15 protein-coding genes are annotated in these 14,975 nt (G+C 63.8%); 5 read left to right on the top strand and 10 right to left on the bottom strand.

The genetic code is table 11. From position 1 onward, the window contains the following. Nucleotides 1-112: 112 nt before the first annotated feature. Nucleotides 113-1,249 (bottom strand): glycosyltransferase family 4 protein, encoded by a 1,137-nt coding sequence (locus tag E8Q40_RS12555; protein WP_137044882.1) that lies wholly within the window; start codon nucleotides 1,247-1,249, stop codon nucleotides 113-115. A gap of 166 nt (nucleotides 1,250-1,415) precedes the next feature. On the opposite strand from E8Q40_RS12555, the gene E8Q40_RS12550 reads away from it, so the two are divergent. Next, nucleotides 1,416-3,644: an exopolysaccharide transport family protein gene (locus E8Q40_RS12550; RefSeq protein ID WP_137044881.1), complete on the top strand. Its 2,229-nt coding sequence runs from the start codon at nucleotides 1,416-1,418 to the stop codon at nucleotides 3,642-3,644. Here E8Q40_RS12550 and E8Q40_RS12545 read toward each other — a convergent pair. Next, the gene (locus E8Q40_RS12545; RefSeq protein WP_168197826.1) at nucleotides 3,641-4,864 is read right to left on the bottom strand and encodes a GNAT family N-acetyltransferase; all 1,224 of its coding nucleotides are present in this window, start codon (nucleotides 4,862-4,864) and stop codon (nucleotides 3,641-3,643) included. The genes E8Q40_RS12550 and E8Q40_RS12545 overlap by 4 nt on opposite strands. Nucleotides 4,865-4,993: 129 nt before the next feature. Here E8Q40_RS12545 and E8Q40_RS12540 point away from each other — a divergent pair, with 129 nt between their 5' ends. Then, on the top strand, nucleotides 4,994-6,046 hold the full coding sequence (locus E8Q40_RS12540) for a polysaccharide deacetylase family protein (RefSeq protein ID WP_246662822.1): 1,053 nt from the start codon (nucleotides 4,994-4,996) through the stop codon (nucleotides 6,044-6,046). A gap of 444 nt (nucleotides 6,047-6,490) precedes the next feature. Here the strand turns inward: E8Q40_RS12540 and E8Q40_RS12535 are convergent, their stop codons facing one another. Further along, nucleotides 6,491-7,240 (bottom strand): potassium channel family protein, encoded by a 750-nt coding sequence (locus tag E8Q40_RS12535; RefSeq protein WP_246663100.1) that lies wholly within the window; start codon nucleotides 7,238-7,240, stop codon nucleotides 6,491-6,493. A gap of 130 nt (nucleotides 7,241-7,370) precedes the next feature. After that, nucleotides 7,371-7,796: a hypothetical protein gene (locus E8Q40_RS12530; RefSeq protein WP_137044877.1), complete on the bottom strand. Its 426-nt coding sequence runs from the start codon at nucleotides 7,794-7,796 to the stop codon at nucleotides 7,371-7,373. Nucleotides 7,797-8,536: 740 nt separating this feature from the next. On the opposite strand from E8Q40_RS12530, the gene rpsU reads away from it, so the two are divergent. Both rpsU and E8Q40_RS12520 read left to right on the top strand, forming a co-directional pair. After that, on the top strand, nucleotides 8,537-8,821 hold the full coding sequence (gene rpsU / locus E8Q40_RS12525; protein WP_137044876.1) for a 30S ribosomal protein S21: 285 nt from the start codon (nucleotides 8,537-8,539) through the stop codon (nucleotides 8,819-8,821). Nucleotides 8,822-8,833: 12 nt separating this feature from the next. Further along, the gene (locus E8Q40_RS12520) at nucleotides 8,834-9,058 is read left to right on the top strand and encodes a hypothetical protein (RefSeq protein ID WP_137044875.1); all 225 of its coding nucleotides are present in this window, start codon (nucleotides 8,834-8,836) and stop codon (nucleotides 9,056-9,058) included. A gap of 70 nt (nucleotides 9,059-9,128) precedes the next feature. On the opposite strand, the gene E8Q40_RS12515 is transcribed toward E8Q40_RS12520, so the two are convergent. After that, entirely contained in the window at nucleotides 9,129-9,422 is a 294-nt protein-coding gene (locus E8Q40_RS12515) for a hypothetical protein (protein WP_137044874.1), read from the bottom strand. Between the two features lie 261 nt (nucleotides 9,423-9,683). On the opposite strand from E8Q40_RS12515, the gene E8Q40_RS12510 reads away from it, so the two are divergent. Further along, a complete protein-coding gene (locus E8Q40_RS12510; protein WP_137044873.1) occupies nucleotides 9,684-10,418 on the top strand; it encodes a GIY-YIG nuclease family protein in 735 nt (244 codons plus the stop codon). Nucleotides 10,419-10,504: 86 nt separating this feature from the next. On the opposite strand, the gene E8Q40_RS12505 is transcribed toward E8Q40_RS12510, so the two are convergent. The 5 genes from E8Q40_RS12505 to uvrA form a co-directional block, all read right to left on the bottom strand. Next, a complete protein-coding gene (locus E8Q40_RS12505; RefSeq protein ID WP_137044872.1) occupies nucleotides 10,505-11,056 on the bottom strand; it encodes a hypothetical protein in 552 nt (183 codons plus the stop codon). A gap of 78 nt (nucleotides 11,057-11,134) precedes the next feature. Then, nucleotides 11,135-11,260, bottom strand: a complete 126-nt coding sequence (locus E8Q40_RS22350; RefSeq protein ID WP_255473847.1) for a hypothetical protein — start codon at nucleotides 11,258-11,260, stop codon at nucleotides 11,135-11,137. Nucleotides 11,261-11,290: 30 nt separating this feature from the next. Beyond that, nucleotides 11,291-11,506 (bottom strand): hypothetical protein, encoded by a 216-nt coding sequence (locus tag E8Q40_RS12500; RefSeq protein WP_137044871.1) that lies wholly within the window; start codon nucleotides 11,504-11,506, stop codon nucleotides 11,291-11,293. Next, nucleotides 11,503-11,829, bottom strand: a complete 327-nt coding sequence (locus E8Q40_RS12495; protein WP_137044870.1) for a DUF4258 domain-containing protein — start codon at nucleotides 11,827-11,829, stop codon at nucleotides 11,503-11,505. Before E8Q40_RS12495 ends, E8Q40_RS12500 begins: the two co-directional genes overlap by 4 nt. 99 nt (nucleotides 11,830-11,928) lie before the next feature. Continuing rightward, nucleotides 11,929-14,883 carry an excinuclease ABC subunit UvrA gene (gene uvrA, locus E8Q40_RS12490; RefSeq protein ID WP_137044869.1) on the bottom strand — a complete coding sequence of 985 codons (2,955 nt, stop codon included), beginning with the start codon at nucleotides 14,881-14,883 and terminating at the stop codon, nucleotides 11,929-11,931. Nucleotides 14,884-14,975: the final 92 nt, after the last annotated feature.

The raw sequence follows: 14,975 nt of genomic DNA, 5'->3' as shown, positions 1-14,975 counted from the left end.
TACGCCATACTGAGACGGCCGGACTGAACGACGGCCGCCGAACGTCGTAAATCTGCGTAAATATCTAGGGAAAGACTCTCAAGAAAGGTTTAGCGCGGTGGCGGAAAAGTCGTTAACGCCGCCCTTCTGCCGCGGCCATGCCAAGGGCGGCTCGGTAACCGGCGAGGACGCCGTCTACCATGGCGTCGACCGAGAACAGCTTCGCGACGCGCTCGTTCAACGCCTTCATGCGCTGGGCAAGACGTTCGGGATGGTCGAGTGCCTCGGCAATGGCGGCGATAAGAGCGTCGGCGCTGTCCGGCGCAATCAGCGTATCGGCCAGCGGGCCATAAATTTCGGGAATGCCGCCGACGCGGGTCGTGATGAGAGGCACCTGCGCGGCGATGGTTTCGAGGACGATGTAGGGCAGGGATTCCGCGCGCGACGGCACCACCATCAGGCGGCCGAGGCGGAACGCCTGCCGCGCATTCATGGCGCCGGGGAACTTGATGGCGTCGGACAGCCCGGCGGCTGCCGTCTGCGCCACGAACGCCTCGCGATCCGGTCCGGCGCCGACCAAGGTCGCGGTCAGCGGGCGGCCGTTGCGGCGCAGCGTCGCGATGGCCTCGATCAGCAGATCAACGCCCTTAAGCTGGCGCAATTCGCCGATGAAAACGATGTCGGTGGCATCCGGCGCCGGGACGACCGGCTCGAATTCGGCGCGCGAAACGCCGTTGTGGACGACGCGGACGAGGCAATCCGGTACGCCGATATTCACGCGCGACGCGTCGGCGCTGAACTGGCTCTCGTAGAGCAGCAGATCGCTGCGCTTCATGAACAGCCTTTCGGCGGCGAGGTAGAATTTGCCCTTCAACGTATCTTTGGAGAACCAGAGGCTGCCGCCATGGGGCGTATACACCCGGATGGCGCGGCGGTTGCCGAGCGCGAGCCGGGCATAGGCGCCGCCCTTGGCGCCGTGGCCGTGCAGCACGTCGGCGTTAGCCGCTGACGCGCGCCGCATCGTGTGCAGGATCGGCTTCCAGTCGGCCGGGCCGACCTGCCGGCTCATCGGAATGCGGGTGATACCATGGGCCAGCAGCGGTTCCAGGGTCGCGAAAGCCGCGTCGGCACGCTCGCCGCCGGTCGTGCTGTCGGCGATCAGCCCGACCCGGTGGCCGCGCTCGGCCTGGGCCCGTGCCAGATCCATGACGTGGCGGAACAGGCCGCCGACCGGGGTGCGGAAGACATGGAGAATGTTCAGGGGAGCCATCGTCCGGTCTTCCGAGTCAACAAATGCGCAGGCCGGATTAAGTGGGCCGCACGGTTAACAAAACCTTCCGGCGCGGAACCTTACCGCGCGACCAGTTAACGCGGCGGCAACCATAATCGGGTCAGATCATAGGTGCCGCTCGAAAGAGTCGTGTGTTGGAGTCGCCATGTTTTTCCGCAAGAAGTCGAAGGCTGCTGCGCCCGCCGCCGCGCCAATTCCGATGGCGCGTCCGATTCCGGCGCAGATGCCTGCGCCGGCGATGACCGACTTCGGCGGCGAGCCGGACCTGCGCAGCATCGGTCATGCCTTGTGGGCGAAGAAGACGATGATTTTCGGCGTGACGCTGCTCGCGACGGCGGGCGCGTTTTTCGTCGTCAACTCCGTGACGCCGCGTTACCAGTCCGAGACAAAGCTCCTGCTCGAGAGCCGCGAAAACGTCTTCATGCGCGCCGACGCCGACAAAAATCAGACCGACCGCGGCGCGATCGACGAGCAGGCGGTGACCAGCCAAATCCAACTCGTGCTGTCGCGCGACGTGGCCCGCGAAGTCATCAAGAAGGAAAATCTAGGCCAGAGCTCCGAATTCGATCCGGCCGTCGGCGGTCATTCGCTGAGCCAGGCCTTGCTCGGGCTGATCGGCCTCGGCCGCGACTATTCGGTGATGACTCAGGACGAGCGCACGCTCGCCGCCTATTACGATCGTGTCAACGCCTATGCCATCGAGAAGTCGCGCGTCATCGCCGTCGACTTCTCGTCGGCCAATCCCGAGCTCGCCGCACGCGTCGCCAATGCGATCGCGGACGCCTATCTCGCTTCGCAGCGCTCGGCCAGGACAGATCAGACCAAGGCCGCCAGCACATGGCTGGCGAGCGAAATCGAGAGGTTGCGGGCCAAGGTTGCCGATGCCGAAGCCAAGGTCGAGGACTACCGCACCAAATCCAACCTGTTCGTCGGCACCAACAACACCTCGCTGCCGAACCAGCAGCTTACCGAGATCAATTCGCAGATCGCGGCCGCGCGTGGTCAGAAGGCCGATCTCGAGGCGCGCGCCAAGCAACTGCGCGAACTGGTGCGCTCGGGGCAGCCGATCGACTCGTCCGACATCGCCAATTCGGAATCGATGCGTCGCCTGACGGACCAGGGCTCGGCACTGCGGGCGCAACTCGCCGAGCAATCGACGACGCTGCTCGATCAGCATCCGCGTATCAAGGAGTTGCGGGCTCAGATCGCGGAAATCGAGCGGGCCAAGCGCGCCGAGGCCGAGCGTCTGGCGCGTCAGCTCGACAACGATGCCAGGGTCGCGTCGGACCGGTTGACGGCGCTCACCGCCAGCCTCGATCAGGTCAAGCAGGTGGCCTCAACGACGAACGAGCAGGATGTGCAGTTGCGTGCGCTGGAGCGCGACGCCAAAACGCAGCGCGATCTGCTCGAGTCTTATCTCGTGAAATACAGTGAAGCCTCCGCGCGCGACAACATCAATGCGGCGCCGCCGGAAGCGCGTATCATCTCGCGCGCGACGCCGGCCATCAAGCCGACTTATCCGAAGAAGCTGCCGACCATTCTGATTGCGGCCTTTGCCGGCTTCGTGCTGTCGACGGGCTTTGTCGTGACGAGCGCGCTGCTGGCTTCGCCCGGTGCAGCAGCGCCCCGTTATGGCATGGCACCGCCGATGTTCCCTGATCCGCACGCGCCAATGCCGATCTCGCGCATGCCCGCATCGACGCCTTTTGTCGCGTCGCCGCCGCTGAGCCCGGCGATGGCGCCGTCGCCTTTCCCGGCGCAGCAACCGGCTGCTTTTGTGGCGGTGCCTCCGCTGCCGGTGAGCACGATCGAGCAAATTGCGCAATCGCTGCGGGCCTCGGGCGAAGCGGGCCGCCGCGTCACCGTTGCCGGCACGGCGCGCAATGCCGGCACCACCTATGCCGCGATCACGCTGGCGCGGGCACTGGCTGAAGGCGCCAATGTCGTGCTGGTCGATTGCGCATTCGGAGCGCCGAACCTGTCGGTGATCTCGACTGATCCGAATGCGCCCGGCATTGCCGAACTGGTGCGCGGGCAGGCGGGCTTCGGCGACATCATCACCCGCGATCAATATTCGCAGGTTCACATTGTCGCCACCGGCAATGTCGGCAACGACGCCGCGGCGCTGACGGCCTCGCCTTATATCGCGACCATTATCGACGCACTGGCGCAGAGCTACAATTTCGTGGTCGTCGATGTGGGGTCGGTGGCGGATGCGCCGGTCGAATATTTCGCGCGTCTGGCGCAGCGTTCGGTGCTGGTGGCGGCAGACCCGGTGGCGCCCCAGACGCGCAGCGCGCGCGAGCGCATGGCGATGTCCGGCTACGGCGACGTGATGCTGCTCGCCGGCGCGACCGAAAGCAGCGCCGCCTAAACCGCCTCGCTCTTCTTGTTGGTCAGCCGCGCCTTGATGCGGCGGGCGGCAACGACGACGTTCCACAATGCAGGATTCTGTTTCACAGCGCGCTTGGCGGCGGCAAAGCCGCGATGCATGAGCGCAAAGGCGCGGCCCTTGGCGGTGAGTGGCCAATCGCTGTCGAACATCGGATCGGGATCGCAGAACATGGTCTTGTAGCTCGCTTCGCCGACGCCGAGATCGAACGTATGCAGGCCGCGCTCGCAGCAATCGCGCACGACGCGCACGAGCAACTGTTCGCCCGGACTTTCGGTCTTGAAGCGATCGTGGATGATCGACGAGAACATGGCGCTGAAGCGTCCGTCGGCGCAGACGCCGCCCATGGTGGCGACGATCGTATCGCCGACCGACAACGTATAAAGCTCGATGAGGCGGGAGCCGGCGGGGGTGGGGGTGAGCGCGCCGGCCATGACGAAGTCGCGCACATCTTGCGCGGCGAACACGTCGGGCAGGCCGATGGCCCGCATGCGCGCGCTTTTCTGAGTGAAGAAATCCTCCGCAACGCGGCGGATGTCGGTCTCGGTCGAGGCGCGGGCGAAGGTGACCTCGCCGAAACCGGCGAGCGTGCGCTCCTTCTTGCGCATCTTGCGGCGGCCGACGGCGCTGGTGCGCGCATCGAACAAAGCCTCGAAATCGCGCTGCAGCGGACCTGAGAAGCCGAAGCTGGGGGAGGCCTGGTGGGGCAGCAGCGCCAGCGGATTGTCGCGGCCCGCCCACATCAGCGGCTGGTTGCCGAGCGAGACGACATCGGCCTCGCCGGACAAATGCGCGAACACGCCGCGCAGGTCCTCCGCCGTAACGGCGGCGAGATAATCGGCGCGCCACAGGCCCATGTTGAAGTTCGAGTGCTTGCCGCCGAGGAATTCGACTGCCTTGAGGCCGCCCGCCATGCGGCGGCGGCCGAGCGGCAGCACGAACAGCGGCGCATCCGCTTCATCGAAGACCACGAGAATGCATGGCTCGACGCCTTCGCCGGCGCCGATGTGACGCTGCCACAAATCGAGGAAATCGAAGGCCTGGTAGGGCGTCATGAAACAGCCGTGCTGCTCGAGCGCCAGCCAGTGCGGCCGCGCCGCCGCCATGTCGCGGACGATCTCCACCCGGGCGATGCGGGGGCCGGCCGCCGCAGCGTCGGCGCGATTGGCGATCGTGGGGCGGACGAGGGTGGCGACAGTCATGCGGTAAAATCCGGGGTCAGGAGTACGCCGGGGACCGTCGCAGGGATTTCTCAATAAAGAGTTGGAATATTGCCCGACACGCGCGGGCCACAGGGGATTCCGGGTTCCCGTCCGCGCGGCATGGTTAATATGAAGAAGACGATTATCAGAACGGCGCTGGAAGGGCTGTATTTTACCGGCATGCATCACTGGATGCGGCCGGTGGTCGGCGGCGTCGGCTGCATCCTGATGCTGCATCACGTGCGCCCGCCGCGCAGTGACCCCTTCCAGCCGAACCGGCTGCTGGAAGTCTCGCCGGTGTTCTTCGAAGGGCTGCTGCGCCGCCTCAAGCGCAGCCGCGTCGACGTGATCTCGCTCGACGAGATGCACCGCCGCTTTGTCGAGCGCGACTTCGGCCGGCGCTTCGTCTGCATCACCTTCGACGACGGCTACAAGGACAACCTGCGCTGGGCGCACCCTCTGCTGCAGCAATACGAGATGCCGTACACGCTTTTTATCCCGACCAGCTTCCCCGACCGGCTCGGCGAATTGTGGTGGGTGGCGCTGGAGCAGGTGGTGGCGCGCAACACGCGCATCGGCCTCACGGTGAACGGCGAGGAGAAGTTCTTCGACGCCCGGAGCATCGGGGAGAAGCGCGAACTCTATGACGCAATCTACGGCTATCTGCGCAGCATGAAGACCGAGCAGGAGGTGCGCCGCACGATCCGCGATTTGTGCGCGACCTATCACGTCGATATTCCGGCGATCTGCGAAGACGAATGCATGGACTGGCAGGAGATCGCGCAGATGGCCGACGACCGGCTGGTCACCATCGGCGCGCATACCGTGACCCATCCGATGCTCAAGAAGGTACCGTCCGACGAGGCGGTGCGGGCGGAGATGGAACAGAGCAGGGCGGTGATCGAGGCCGCGCTCGGCAAGCGTCCCGAGCATCTGGCCTATCCGGTGGGCGACCCGACCTCGGCGGGGCCGCGCGAATTCAACATCGCGGCCGAACTGGGCTTCAAGACCGCGGTGACGACGCGGCCGGGCGTGCTGTTCAAGGCGCATGGCGACCACCTGATGGCGCTGCCGCGCATTTCGGTGAACGGCGAATATCAGCAGCAGCGCTATTTGAAAGTGCTGATGTCCGGCGCCGGCACCGCGCTGTGGAACGGCTTCCGCCGCGTCAACGCGGCGTGATGGGATGGCTCGACCCCGACGAGCGGTTGGCGCCCGCGCCGCGGCTGCGGCTGATTAGGAGACGCAGAATTCTGCTGTGTCTCGTCTTGTCGCTAGTGCTTGTTTCTTTTGGACTGATTGCGGCGTGGGCGGGAGTATTCGCGACAGAAGGTGGTGTGATAATTTTTGCGGTAATCTTTGCATTGGTCTTCATGGGAGTGGCCATTTGGAGCGGCAGCAAGCTACTCAAAGTTGAATGCCCACGTTGCAATTGGAACATTTCCTTTAAGCAGCAGAACTTCCTTGCCCCGTTCGTTCCGTCGACTTGTCCAAACTGTGGATTTGACCTTGAGGCTGGCTCGTCGCCTGGAGGCGCAGTTTAGTTTTGCTCCCTAGCGCCGAATTGCCGGCACCGCGCTGTGGAACGGCTTCCGCCGCGTCAACGCGGCGTGACAACGTCGCAGCTCAAGCCACTCCTTCGTCCGGAATATTGAGCAGCTTGCCGCAGGCTTTGCAGTGCACGGCGTCGGCATCGTGGCGCATCAGGCCGCAATCAGGACAGGTGAAGCGCACCTTGGTCGGGCTGATCAGCGCGCGCGCCAGGTAGAAGAACAAGGTGACGCCGAAGATCATGATCACCACGGTGATGAGCCGGCCGGCGGTGCCGGGCAGGGTGATGTCACCGAAGCCGGTGGTGGTCAGCGCCGTGACGGTGAAATACAGCGCGTCGGCATAATTGGCGACCTCCTTGTTGGTGGCCTGCTGAGTCTCGTAGACCACCGCTGTCATCACGAAGATGAAGACGGTGAGATTGGTGACCGCGAAAATGACTTCCTCGTAGCGGCGGAAATAACGGCTGTCGGCACGCAATTGCGCCAGCAGGCGATAGCTGCGCAGGAGGCGCAAGGTGCGCAGGATGCGCAGGAAGCCCGCGCCTTCGCCGACGATGGGCGCGAGAAAGGAGACGATGGCCACAATGTCGGCCCAGGCCGCCGGATGCATCAGGTCGCGCCAGCGACGGTCGCTGATGAACAGCCGTGCGCAGAAATCGCACAGGATGACAAGGCCGAACAGGATATCGAGCGCCTCGATCCACGGCTCGCGCTGGATGAACGACGTGCCGATGATGAAGACGATGGTGACGATATCGAAGACCAGCAGCGTGTAACGGAAGTGATAGCCGGCCGGCGCAGAGCCTTCGTAGAGGCGGCTCAAGGTCTCGCGGAATGCGGCGAGGCGGCCGGGCTTCGTCCTGGCGGCCGATTTCGCTTTGGCTCTGCTCACGCGGGCATCCTCCTGGGCGTCGTCGTGAATCAACTTATCACGTTCAGATCGGTTCGCGGCGCTAACGCGCGCGGCCGCGGCGCGTCTTGCGGCCATCGAGTACCAATTCGGCGAGCTTGGCCGGCGGCAGCAGCGGCAGATAAATGGCGAGGCACTGCTTGGGCTCGCCGCAGCAGGCCTTGGTGCGGCGGCAGAGTTTGCGCGAGCAGATCGCCGGCGCGCGCACGATGTGGGCGAGCTGACGCCGCGCCGCGTCGAGGCCCAGATCGCCGGTCGCCGCCGTCTGTTGCTGCGTTGAGGGCAGGCGATCGAGCAATGCCTCGGCGCGGTCCATCACTTTGGCGGCGAGCTGCTCGAAGCGTGCGCGATGCTGCCGCTTGAGTTCGGCGGCCCGGCGCGCTTCCTCCGCGCGCTGTTCGCGCAGCCGCTCCTGCTCGCTGTAGTAATCGCGGCGATGCGGGCTCGGCTCGTAGGGGTCGGTGGGCATGGTGTGGGGCTCCTGGTGTCGAGTGTCGTGGGTGGGTTTGCGGTGAGGGTTGAGTGCAAGGCTTGGATGCAAGGCTTGCGGACAAGTTTCCGCGTTCCCGCGGCGCGAAGGCGCCCGGGTCTTGGCCTTGGAGCCCTCGCCGAAGAAGGCGAGGGGGACGGCGCGCCGGAAGGCGCGACGTGCCTTATGTGCACGCAGCTCTTTCGAGCCGCGTGGCGCCTCCCGGCGCGCCGTCGGCGGCGTCGTTACGGCACCGGGCCGCGCTTCTGGCGGCTGATCCGCTTTCGCGGGTAGCGCTCACCATCAGCGAGCTCCTCGCGGCCGGTCATAGTGCCGGCGGGCGGAGCCCCGGCGCCGCCCGAGCCCCATGCCTTGCGAGGGCACGAGCCGCGGGCGCCGCGCCCACCCCAACGAGCCGGAGCAACCGGTTCGCACCCCTCGACGGGGCGAGCGGGAATGAGGGTATTAAGTCATAGGATGAAAGTCAAGAGAAGGTAGGAATAAAAAGGTAGGACAGGAGGGCTGACCTAAATGCCGTGGCCCGTGCGCGAGGCGAACCGTCCTGCCGGCCATGGCGTCGCGCCGTGCGCTCATCGCTCGCGCATTAAGCCTCGCTATTGCGCGCCAAAGGGCCTAAGTTCGATTCCATCATCGGCCGATACAACGGGCGCCGGTGACTGAGAGACAAAGAGACGCTGCGCCAGGTGTCCGGGCTCCCGCCTCAACAGGAGCACAGCTGGATGCAGGTTTTCGTTCGCGACAATAACGTCGATCAGGCGCTGCGCGTTCTCAAGAAGAAGATGCAGCGCGAGGGCGTGTTTCGCGAGCTCAAGCGCCGCCGCTTTTACGAGAAGCCGTCCGAGCAGACGGTGCGTGAGAAGGGCGAGGCGGTTCGCCGCATCCGCAAGATGGCGCGCAAGAAGGCGATCCGCGAAGGCCTGCTGCCCGCGCCGAAGCCGAAACCGAAACTCGACGCTCAGGGCAAGCCGATCGCGCCGCGCGGCCCTCGGCGCGCCGGATTGTAAGGAGTGATCACCATGCGTCTTTATATGTTCACCTCCGAGGACAACGACCTGTCCGCCTTCTGTGGCGATGCGAAAGGCAGCAAGCTGCCGGCGCAATTCGCGCCGTGGACGCCCGCCGGCTTTGTCGAGAACGGCGCGCAGCCGCCGCACAACTTCTCCCGCTTCAAGATCGAGGCGGCGCTCAAGCTGGTGGGATTCCAGCTTTGGCGCGTGAAGGAGAAAGAGAAGGCGGAGTAGGGGACGGCGGGCCGGGACTTGCCGCAGGCACTGTCCCGGATTTCGCCGCGCTCATCCGGGCGACGCGGGCTCACCCCGCGGCCGCTCGGCGCCTGCGCCAGCGCACCAGATCGACGATCGCGAAGATCAATCCGGCGATCGCCAGCACGGCCGGCACCAGCGACAGCAGGCTCAACATCACCAGGCCCATCGCGGCGTTGGCCAGGCCTTCGTACCAGGCGCCGCCGCAAGACAGGCCGGTGTTGGCCGAAAAGCCCGGGCACAGGTTGAACGTCTCGGTGACGGCGATCACGAGCGTCGCCGCGCCGACGACGGCGAAGGCGACATAGCAGAGCATGCGGAGGATCGTGAGGACGGTGCGCATGCGCCGACGCTAGCATGGCGGCGGCATCAGCCGCCACTGGAGCGAGGACACCCAAGGAAGAGGCCATCGTCTTCGGCGCGCGGGCGTGCTGCGGCGCGGTGTGAGGTGTAGGGCGGGTTAGCCGAAGGCGTAACCCGCCGTATTGCTGATGAATGGCGGATTACGCTTCGCTAATCCGCCCTACGGGCTTTATTGACGCAATTCTGGGTTGTTTCACTTGGAAAATTGGCAGTACCATCGTGACCCTGTGGGGGATTCAGGATGGCAAAAAAGACCAAGCGACAGCGGCGTAGAAAGCGCGAGCCGCTCGTCCACCAACATTTAGAGAATGTCTCTCGCGATTTGCTTGAGAGGCACCCCGATATCGTGAAGCAGTTTATCGGACGAAATGCCGGCATCTACGCGCTCTATAAGAAGGACAAGCTGTACTACGTCGGGCTCGCGACGGGACTGCGAGGCCGGCTAAAAGCTCACATAAAAAACAGGCATGGAAGTTCTTGGGATAGATTTTCCATCTACCTCACAATCAAGGATCAGCATCTCCGAGAAATTGAGGCGCTGCTTCTCCGCATCGCAAATCCGGAAGGAGCAAAGCAGCGTGGCAAACTCGCGCAATCTAAAGATATGCGCCGAGGCATCGCGAAGGCGATAAGAGTCAAACAGAATAGTGAGGCCTCGTCGCTTTTTGGTAGAGAGACGACTCCCGTTAAGACGTCTAAGTCAGTTTCTGGAGTCGATAGCGACCTTTTACGGTTCTTTCCGCAGGGCGCGAAAATCAGAGGGACGCTCAAAGGTAAGGTTTTCCGAGCCCGCGTGCAGCGAAACGGAAAAGTACGTTTTGGCGGCAAGTTATATAATTCGCTTTCCGTTGCAGCTCACGCTGCGATTAAGCGCCCCACAAACGGATGGTGGTTTTGGCAGATCGAGCGCGGCCGCAAGAATTGGGTGCGATTAAACAAAATTCGCCGGGCTGGCACGCCAATATACATAGAGTGAGGAAGCTAGAGGATATAGCCAAAGACGTAACCTGACTCTTTGCAATGAGTGGCGGACTGCGCTGCGCTAATCCGCGTTGCAAGTTTTCACGCAGCCGCTTTCGGAGACGTAATATTTTTCGCCCAGCCGCCTATATCAGCGCGCGTTTTAATTGTTCTGATCACCAGCGCTGTGGCGAGTAGAAACGGGCCGGTGACCTCGGAGATCGTGATTTTGTTGCTCACGATCTGTAGTCGGTCTATCGAACTGGCTAAGCCAACTGCGGCAAGTCCCAAGTATAGGTAGTCCAGCTCTTTGACCCACTTCTCGCTGCGCCATTGCGTGAGCCGCGCCGCGAGACCAGCTATCAGTATCTCACAAAGCGTAAGGAACAACATTCCTGCGTAGACGAATGTTGCAGCTATCATCTCGATTAGATGGATGCGAGGAGCGCTCTGAATCTGGCCGATAACCTGCCAGACAAACATACCCAGGACGAATACGAAGAGGAGCCACGTATAATTCCGTCGCCGTTTCGGTTGGAAATGTGCCATTCCTAATGTTATGAGCATCAGAATAGAGAGGCTCAGCGGATAGTCGAGTGTGACTCCGTCAATCAGCGCCCAAGCCTGCTCAGCGCAACCTATAACAGTGTTCATGTGCGCCCCCCAAAAAAATTGCGGCAAGACTGCCGCAGGCGCGCGACACGCTCAATCTCTTTATTAAGCCTTTGTCATTTACTCCGCCGCCTTCTGGCCCTTCTTCTTCGGACCCGCATCCTTCTTCGCCAGCACCGGCTTGAGATACTGCCCCGTATAGCTGCGCTTTTCTTTGACGATGTCCTCCGGCGTTCCGCCGCTCATCCTTCGAGGTTCGCGCGTTCCGCGCTCGCGCTACTTCGCCGCCACCGGCGTCAGTTCAAACACGCGGCCGTGCTTGGCGGCTTCGGCGATGTTGCCGGCACGCAAGGCGAGGCGGACGGTGTCGAGCTTCTTCGCATCGGCAGGGGTGAGGTACGGCGACCACGCGGTGTCGTCCTCGATCAGTTCGACCGGGACCTCGGCAGCGTATTTGCCTTCGTGAATGAGCTTGATGCTTTTTCGGGTCATGGCACCAGTCGCTTTCTGAAATCGCTATCCCACAGTTCCGGGTCGGGCCGATAAGCAGTCACCAACACCGCCGGGTGCCGCTGGCCCGCTGGAATGCCCCAAAGGACATGTATCGGCTGCCCGCTCCCATCGTGCTGCAAGGCGAGAACGCTGGGGCCGCGCACGCGATCCGGATAATCCTCAATGGCGACCGCGACGGAGAGTCCTGCCAGAGCATCGACAGGCAAAATACCATCTTTCGCGAGTTCGTCATAGCCGTGGTCGGAGATGAGATAATCACCGGCAAGCACCAGCGTTTGGATGCGTCGAAGCGTTTCGCTCATTGACGATCACCCCCACCCCGGCGCTTCGCGCCGACCCTCCCCACATAGCTCGCCGGACGGCGAGCGTCCGCTCGCCTATGGGGGAGGGTGAAGAAGAAACTACTCCGCCGCCCTCTGGCCCTTCTTCTTCGGCCCCGCATCCTTCTTCGCCAGCACGGGCTTGAGATACTGCCCCGTATAGCTACGCTTTTCCTTGACGATATCCTCCGGCGTTCCGGCCGCGACGATCTCGCCGCCGCCGTCGCCGCCTTCGGGGCCGAGATCGATCACCCAGTCCGCGGTCTTGATGACCTCGAGATTGTGCTCGATGACCACCACGGTGTTGCCGCCCTCGACCAGCTCGTGCAGCACTTCGAGCAGCTTGGCGACGTCGTGGAAGTGCAGGCCCGTGGTCGGCTCGTCGAGGATATAGAGCGTGCGGCCGGTCGAGCGCTTCGACAATTCCTTGGCGAGCTTGATGCGCTGCGCCTCGCCGCCGGACAAGGTCGTGGCCTGCTGGCCGACATGGATGTAATCCAGGCCGACGCGGTGCAAGAGCGCCAGCACGTCGCGCACGCGCGGCACCGCCTTGAAGAACTCCAGCGCTTCCTCGACCGTCATGTCGAGCACGTCGGCGATCGACTTGCCCTTGAACAGCACCTCCAGCGTCTCGCGGTTGTAGCGCTTGCCCTTGCAGACGTCGCAGGTGACGTAGACGTCGGGCAGGAAGTGCATCTCGATCTTGATGACGCCGTCGCCCTGGCAGGCCTCGCAGCGGCCGCCCTTGACGTTGAAGGAGAAGCGCCCGGGCTCGTAGCCGCGCGCCTTGGCCTCGGGCAGGCCGGCGAACCATTCGCGGATCGGCGTGAAGGCGCCGGTATAGGTCGCGGGGTTGCTGCGCGGCGTGCGGCCGATCGGCGACTGGTCGATGTCGATGATCTTGTCGATGTGCTCCAGGCCCTCGATACGGTCGTGCGGCGCGGGGGCGAGGCTCGCGCCGTTGAGCTTGCGCGCCACCGAGGCATAGAGCGTGTCGATCAGCAGCGTCGACTTGCCGCCGCCGGACACGCCGGTGATGGCGGTGAACAGCCCGAGCGGAATCTCGGCCGTGACGTTCTTGAGGTTGTTGCCGCGGGCGTTGACGATTTTGAGCTGGCGGCGCTTCTCGGGCGCGCGGCGCTGCGGCACCGGCACGTTCATTTCGCCGGACAGGTACTTGCCGGTCCATGACTGCGGCGCGGCGATCAGGTCCTCGACCTTGCCCTCGGCAATGATGTTGCCGCCATGGATGCCGGCGCCGGGGCCGATGTCCAGCACATGGTCGGCGAGGCGGATGGCGTCCTCGTCATGCTCGACCACGATCACGGTGTTGCCGAGATCGCGCAGGCGCTTGAGGGTCTCGAGCAGCCGCGCATTGTCGCGCTGGTGCAGGCCGATCGACGGTTCGTCGAGCACATAGAGCACGCCGGTGAGGCCCGAGCCGATCTGCGAGGCGAGACGAATGCGCTGGCTCTCGCCGCCGGACAACGTGCCGGAGGCGCGGGAGAGGGTGAGATAATCGAGGCCGACATCGTTGAGGAAGCGCAAGCGATCGCGGATCTCCTTGAGGATGCGCGGCGCGATCTCGTTCTGCTTGGCGTTGAGATGCTTCGGCAGTTCGGTCACCCAGTCACCGGCGGCGCGGATCGACAGCTCGGCGATCTCGCTGATGGTCTTGCCGGCGATCTTGACGCACAAGGCCTCGGGCTTGAGGCGCGCGCCGTGGCAGGCTTCGCAGGGCGTGTCGGAAAAATACTTGCCCAGCTCCTCGCGCGCCCATTCCGAGTCGGTTTCCTTGAAGCGGCGCTCGAGATTGGTGATGACGCCTTCGAACGGCTTCTTGGTGGTGTAGCCGCGCATGCCGTCGTCATAGACGAACTTAATGTCGTCCTCGCCGGAGCCGTAGAGGATGGCCTCCTGCGTCTTCTTCGGCAGGTCCTTCCATTTGGTGTCGAGGGTGAACTTGTAGTGCTTGCCAAGCGCTTCGAGCGTCTGGGTGTAATAAGGCGAGGATGATTTCGCCCAGGGCGCGATGGCGCCCTTGCCGACCTTGGCGTCGCGGTCGGGGATGATCAGTTCGGCATCGATATGCTGCTCGACGCCGAGGCCGCCGCAGGCCGGGCAGGCGCCGAACGGATTGTTGAATGAAAAGAGGCGCGGCTCGATCTCGGGAATGGTGAAGCCGGAGACCGGGCAGGCGAACTTCTCGGAGAAGATCAGCCGTTCGTGCGTGGCGTTGCGGCCGCGATTGGCGGCGGCGCCGGTCGCCTTGGTGTCGGCGAGTTCGACCACGGCAAGCCCCTCGGCGAGCTTGAGGCATTGCTCCAGCGAGTCGGCGAGGCGCGCGGCGATGTCGGGCTTTACGACGAGGCGATCGACGACGACGTCGATGTCGTGGGTGAACTTCTTGTCGAGCGGCTTGACCTCGGCAATCTCGTGGAATTCGCCGTCGATCTTCACGCGCTGATAGCCCTTGCGCATGTACTCGGCGAGTTCCTTCTTGTACTCGCCCTTGCGGCCGCGCACGACGGGGGCCAGCACATAGATGCGCGTGCCTTCCGGCAGCGCCAGCACGCGATCGACCATCTGCGACACGGTCTGCGATTCAATTGGTAATCCTGTTGCCGGCGAATAGGGAATGCCGACGCGCGCCCAGAGGAGGCGCATGTAGTCGTAGATCTCGGTGACGGTGCCGACGGTCGAACGCGGATTCTTCGAGGTCGTCTTCTGCTCGATGGAGATGGCGGGCGACAGGCCGTCGATCTGGTCGACGTCCGGCTTCTGCATCATCTCCAGGAACTGGCGGGCGTAAGCCGAGAGTGACTCGACGTAGCGGCGCTGGCCCTCGGCATAGATGGTGTCGAAGGCGAGCGAGGATTTGCCCGAGCCCGACAGGCCGGTGAACACGACGAGCTGGTCACGGGGGATGACCACATCGACATTCTTGAGATTGTGCTCGCGGGCGCCGCGGATGGTGATCTGGCGGCTGTCGAGGAGGCGCTTGGTCGACAGGGAATTGGCGGTCTTGTCGGTCATGAGGGCGAACGGAACCTGTTGGCGCGGCAAAAAGGCCGGCGTTCCGGCGACCGACTGGGTCCGCTGGAGCACACGACAGGAGGAACGTAGTG

The sequence above is a fragment of the Pseudolabrys sp. FHR47 genome, assembly GCF_005153485.1.
GTDB lineage: Bacteria > Pseudomonadota > Alphaproteobacteria > Rhizobiales > Xanthobacteraceae > Pseudolabrys.
Note: the sequence above shows the minus strand (reverse complement) of the source record. Positions and strands in the feature narration are given on the sequence as shown.

What these genes read in the sequence shown, in the direction of transcription:
- E8Q40_RS12505 (WP_137044872.1), bottom strand. Translation starts at nt 11,056, where the DNA reads ATGAACACTGTTATAGGTTGCGCTGAGCAGGCTTGGGCGCTGATTGAC.
- E8Q40_RS12520 (WP_137044875.1), top strand. Translation starts at nt 8,834, where the DNA reads ATGCGTCTTTATATGTTCACCTCCGAGGACAACGACCTGTCCGCCTTC.
- rpsU (WP_137044876.1), top strand. Translation starts at nt 8,537, where the DNA reads ATGCAGGTTTTCGTTCGCGACAATAACGTCGATCAGGCGCTGCGCGTT.
- E8Q40_RS12510 (WP_137044873.1), top strand. Translation starts at nt 9,684, where the DNA reads ATGGCAAAAAAGACCAAGCGACAGCGGCGTAGAAAGCGCGAGCCGCTC.
- E8Q40_RS12540 (WP_246662822.1), top strand. Translation starts at nt 4,994, where the DNA reads ATGAAGAAGACGATTATCAGAACGGCGCTGGAAGGGCTGTATTTTACC.
- E8Q40_RS12545 (WP_168197826.1), bottom strand. Translation starts at nt 4,864, where the DNA reads ATGACTGTCGCCACCCTCGTCCGCCCCACGATCGCCAATCGCGCCGAC.
- E8Q40_RS12500 (WP_137044871.1), bottom strand. Translation starts at nt 11,506, where the DNA reads ATGACCCGAAAAAGCATCAAGCTCATTCACGAAGGCAAATACGCTGCC.
- E8Q40_RS12555 (WP_137044882.1), bottom strand. Translation starts at nt 1,249, where the DNA reads ATGGCTCCCCTGAACATTCTCCATGTCTTCCGCACCCCGGTCGGCGGC.
- E8Q40_RS22350 (WP_255473847.1), bottom strand. Translation starts at nt 11,260, where the DNA reads ATGAGCGGCGGAACGCCGGAGGACATCGTCAAAGAAAAGCGCAGCTAT.
- E8Q40_RS12495 (WP_137044870.1), bottom strand. Translation starts at nt 11,829, where the DNA reads ATGAGCGAAACGCTTCGACGCATCCAAACGCTGGTGCTTGCCGGTGAT.
- E8Q40_RS12550 (WP_137044881.1), top strand. Translation starts at nt 1,416, where the DNA reads ATGTTTTTCCGCAAGAAGTCGAAGGCTGCTGCGCCCGCCGCCGCGCCA.
- E8Q40_RS12515 (WP_137044874.1), bottom strand. Translation starts at nt 9,422, where the DNA reads ATGCGCACCGTCCTCACGATCCTCCGCATGCTCTGCTATGTCGCCTTC.
- uvrA (WP_137044869.1), bottom strand. Translation starts at nt 14,883, where the DNA reads ATGACCGACAAGACCGCCAATTCCCTGTCGACCAAGCGCCTCCTCGAC.
- E8Q40_RS12530 (WP_137044877.1), bottom strand. Translation starts at nt 7,796, where the DNA reads ATGCCCACCGACCCCTACGAGCCGAGCCCGCATCGCCGCGATTACTAC.